General features: G+C 31.7%; 3 protein-coding genes. 1 reads left to right on the top strand and 2 read right to left on the bottom strand.

The features are described 5' to 3' along the window. Nucleotides 1-276: 276 nt before the first annotated feature. Nucleotides 277-1,125, bottom strand: coding sequence for a T9SS type A sorting domain-containing protein (locus VLC96_RS18855; protein WP_325265400.1), 849 nt, complete (start codon nt 1,123-1,125; stop codon nt 277-279). Between the two features lie 307 nt (nt 1,126-1,432). Then, nucleotides 1,433-3,364 (bottom strand): amino acid permease, encoded by a 1,932-nt coding sequence (locus tag VLC96_RS18850; protein WP_325265398.1) that lies wholly within the window; start codon nt 3,362-3,364, stop codon nt 1,433-1,435. Between the two features lie 493 nt (nt 3,365-3,857). Between VLC96_RS18850 and VLC96_RS18845 the strand changes: the two genes are divergently transcribed. Continuing rightward, a partial coding sequence (locus VLC96_RS18845) for a glycoside hydrolase family 10-like protein (RefSeq protein WP_325265396.1) occupies nt 3,858-5,201 on the top strand: 1,344 nt, incomplete at its 3' end.

Genomic DNA, 5,201 nt, shown 5'->3' with positions numbered 1-5,201 from the left:
AGTATTTGATTTTTATTTTTAGTGTTGCAAAAATAAGGAATAAAGTTTTGTTTAAAGTTTAAAGTTTAAGGTTTTTTGTTCGAATTATAACGATTTCGACAATGATTACGGATAAACACTTTAAATACAATAACAAAAACTAAATCTCCTTAATTTAAACATTTAAGTCATGTAAGTTTGTATTTTAGCTAAAAATTTGCAACTTAACAGTTATCTCAAAAAATAAAGGAGAACATCAAATTGACATTCTCCTTTTTTATATCGTTGAAAACTTAATTAGTTCACTAATACTTTTACAGTTTTAGCACCTTCTTCAGATTGAGCTTTTACTATATAAACTCCACTAGTACTGATTGGTAAACTTACATCTCCGCTAGTTTCAGTAGATTTTACTAATGATCCTAATACGTTATAAACACTAACTTTAGTAGCTGATGTTACATTTGCAATATTGATTTTTCCATCATTACCGTAAATAGTTACTTTAGAATCTGCTTGAAAACTGTCAGTAGCTAATGCAGGAGTTATTACGTTAGCACCAGTAACTTCAATTTTATAAAGATTATTTGCAGCATCTCCAAAGATATAAATTTTACCTGCTGCAGCTTGAAGAGTGCTAACATCAGCCGTTAAAACAACAAAATCTGTATTACCTCCTGTATTTGAGGTACCTGAAGCAATCGTAGCTTTACCATCAGTTACAAATATAGTTCTCACAGCACTATTACTTCCTGTTTTAAACCATACTTTTACTGTAGCAGCTCCATCAAGATTAAAATATAGATAACGTTGCGTTGGAGTAAATACAAAACCAGTTGCAGTTGTATAACCAGCTCCATTCATTTGAAAACGAGTTGTACTACTATAAGTATCAAATACAGCATTATTTAAATTAATAGTTCCAAAATTTTTAATTGTAGAAAGACCAGGAACAATACCTAATTTATTCACTACAGTTTCTACAAGATAATTAGACTCTTGAGGAGTAACAGGTGTAGTAACAGGAGGAGTAGCACTAAGTGGCCATTTACTAGAATCTTGAAAATCCCAAACAGTTGTTTGCGCATTAATTGATGCCATTGAAAACAACACAATTGATGTTAAATAAAGTAATTTTTTTTTCATAATATTTTTTAGTTTAAGTTTATAAAAGATCACATATTGTAATCGATTACACAAATATAAAAAAAATAACTTATAATTTATTGATTTGATAATTTTTCTCACAATTAAATTAATAACTAAAAATCAATACTTTAAATTAAAACTTTACTTAAAACACAACCTCTAAATAAGATACTGATGTACTTAAGAACGATCTATCTATTTAAAAGTTTACTTACTCTATTTATTATAAATTAAATTTTAAAAAAAATGTCCTGAATCAAATCGACTCAGGACATTCATACTATTTTATTATATTGAATTAAAACTACTCTGTCTTAAAATTCAATTTACTATTATGGCGGCTATAAGTGAAATAAATAATCAATCCAATTATTAACCAAACTGTAAAATAAATCCAATTCCAAACACTCAGTTCAGCCATCATATACAAACAGCAAATTAAACCCAAGAGAGGAATCAATGACAAGTTTTCTTTCCAAGACCAAAATACCAAACCAACGACCACAATCAAGAAAATCCACATTGGTATTTTGTGTTTGAACAAAGCAAAACCAGTTTCATATTTCAAAGAATCAGAAATTGGTAATCCAGCAACCACGCTAGCATATTTCGCATCATCTTCTTGATATTGGTTCAATAAATGCTCAACATCCAGATTTTTAATATCCGAAGTTTTCCCTTCAATACTTACCAAATAATTGTATACTTTTTGACTCTCTTCTTTATTTAAAGATGTAATTATTGTCTCGGAATCGAAAGTTTTGGCTTCATTGGTAACAAAAGCCATTGTTTCTTTTTTATAAGTTGTAAAAGAAACCACCAATGCAATAACAATCAAAATTGGGAAAATAAATTTCGAATTCACATAAGGCGTTTTGAATTTTCCTCTCGGAATATCGGTTCTGTTTTGCAAAGCCAAAACTCCGGCACAAACCAAAACGAAGGCAAATAAAGTTCCAATACTACATAAATCGGTAACCATTGTTAAATTCATAAACAAGGCAGGAACTGCTACTACAAAACCAACAACTATTGTTGCAAATGAAGGTGTTTTAAATTTTGGATGTACATTAGAAAACTTTTTTGGCAACAAACCATCACGACTCATACTCATCCAAATACGCGGCTGTCCCATTTGAAAAACCAATAAAACACTCGCCATCGCAACTACCGCACTTACTGCAATAATTCCCGACATCCATTTTAAATTCAATTCATTAAATACAAAAGCTAACGGATCACCAACATCCAAACTATTATAACTTACCATTCCGGTAAGAACCAAAGTAATAGCTATATAAAGAATGGTGCAAATAATAATCGCCCACATCATTCCTCGCGGTAAATCACGTTGTGGGTTTTTACATTCTTCGGCAGTTGTAGAAATGGCATCAAAACCGATATAAGCGAAGAACACCGCTGAAACTCCTTTCAAAACTCCTGAAACACCATTTGGTGCAAATGGGTTCCAATTGGCAGTATCTACATAAAATATACCAACACCAATTACCAAAAGAACAATACAAAGTTTTACAACAACCATTAAATTACTAGCATTACGAGATTCTTTCATCCCTCTATAAATCAATGCGGTAATCAAAACAATAATTAACAAAGCTGGTAAATCGGCAACAAAATGAAAAGAACCAATTACAGGCGAAGTTGTCCACGCAGTATAAGCGTGTTGCAATCCTAAACTTAAATTTTCAAAAGACTTCCCACTTTGTAGCAAAGCTGTGGCATCTTTAAAACCATTCGAAGCGGTTAAATAATCCATCTGAACCCATTGTGGCAAATCAATTCCCCCGCTGGAGAGCAGCCCCGTAAAGTAATCACTCCACGATATGGCGACCGTTATATTTCCAACGGAATATTCCATGATGAGCGCCCAACCTATTATCCAGGCAATTAATTCTCCAAACGCAACATACGAATATGTATAAGCACTACCAGAAACCGGTACCATCGAAGCAAATTCGGCATAGGCAAAAGCGGCAAAACTACAAGCAATAGCAGTAAACAAAAATAAAAATATTACGGCAGGACCTCCATCAAAACTAGCTTTACCGATCGTACTAAAAATACCAGCACCAACAATCGCAGCTATTCCAAAAGCAGTTAAATCTCTAGTCGTTAAGTGTTTTCCTAAGGCACTATGCCCATCAGCTTCATTTTTTTCGACCTGCTTTAAGATATCTTGAACAGTTTTTTTTCTAAAAAGATCCTTTAATGCCATATTTTAAATTTTATCATTAAAACTAATTGTATTTTTTTTGCGATTTTTTTTTATAAATGAAATTATTACTATCAAATATATAAACAAATCCAGTCTTTAAAGTCAGGATTTCTATTTTTATAATTTGAATACAAAAAACAACTTTTCTTATTTTCAATTAAAAAAAGTCAAATATACATTCATAAAAATACATTTTAACAAAATCCAACTTAAATATTGATTCTAAAAATCAAATTGAATGGTAAATAAATGCAATTGTAAAACTATAAAAGCTAATACGATAGCCCTTTAACCAAAAATAATGCCAAACATTTCAGCATTATAAGAACCTCTACAATAATTTCATAAAATAAAAAATTGCTTCAAAACATAAGGAATGTCTCAATTCGATCATTACTTTACTGCATTAGCATTATATCTACATTTTATTGCAAATAATTTAATAAACTTATCTAAAAAAACTACTTTTGAATTCTTATAAAAAGAATAAAGAATGTATCTAAAGAAGTCCTTATTATACCCAACTATATATTTATTCCTTTCTTCCATACTTTGCTTTGCCCAAAGAAGAGAAATGCATCCCAAAAATGAATTTAGAGCTGTTTGGATTGCCACAGTTGCCAATATTGACTGGCCTAAAAGCAGTTCGGATTCGGTTGAAAAACAAAAAGCTGATTTTATTCAAATTTTAGACACGTATCAAAAACTTAATTATAATGCTGTAATTGTCCAAATTCGTACTGCTGGTGACGCATTTTACCCAACAATACTGGCTCCTTGGTCTCGTTATTTAACTGGAAGAGAAGGAAAAGCGCCAAATGCTAACTGTGACCTTCTAAAATGGATGATTGAAGAAAGCCACAATCGCGGTTTTGAATTCCACGCTTGGCTTAACCCTTATCGCGCCACAATGGATTTAAAAACCGAAAACCTGAGTATCGATCATGATTATAATAAACATAGAGATTGGATGATTGAATTTGGAGGTAAATACTATTACAATCCAGCTTTGCCAGAAGTCCAAAAACATCTAAGTGATATTGTCGAAGAAGTGGTTATAAAATATGATATTGATGCCATACATTTTGATGATTATTTTTATCCTTATCGTATAAAAGGGCTTGAATTTAACGACACTGCTTCTTATCAAAAATATGGAAATGGTGTTTCGCTTGAGGATTGGAGACGTTCGAATGTGACTTCTTTTGTCAAAAACATTTCTGCTGGAATCAAAAAACTTAAACCTTGGGTACAATTTGGTATAAGTCCGTTTGGCGTATGGCGTAATAAATCTGTTGATCCTAAAGGTTCTGACACACAGTCCGGTCAAACCAATTATGACGATTTATTTGCCGATCCTGTTGATTGGATGAACAATAATTGGATTGATTATGTGCTACCACAATTGTACTGGAGCATTGACCACAAAACCGCATCGTATGCTAAATTAATAAAATGGTGGTCAGAAAATGTTCCGAGCAATACAGCTTTATACATGGGAAATAGTACCTATAAAATCAAAGCCGATTCGGATAGACACTGGAATAATGCTTATGAAATTCCAAATCAAATTGACCTTACCCGCAATTATCCAAATGTACAGGGAAATGGCTATTTTAGTGCCAAATGGTTTATTAACAAGAATCAAGATGTAGTCAAAATTCTATGTCAAAATCAATACAAATATCCTGCATTACCTTTGCCTGTTCCTAATTTCAAAAAGGTTATTACAGAAAGTTTACTAATCAATTCGGTTTCTGAAGATTCTACCCAATTTTATATTTCTTTTCAAAAACCAAAACTGCCTACAAAAGTTCGCTATATTGTAGTGTATGCT

It is taken from the genome of Flavobacterium sp., from assembly GCF_035456085.1.
Classification (GTDB): domain Bacteria; phylum Bacteroidota; class Bacteroidia; order Flavobacteriales; family Flavobacteriaceae; genus Flavobacterium.
This window is presented reverse-complemented; position numbering and strand designations above follow the sequence as displayed.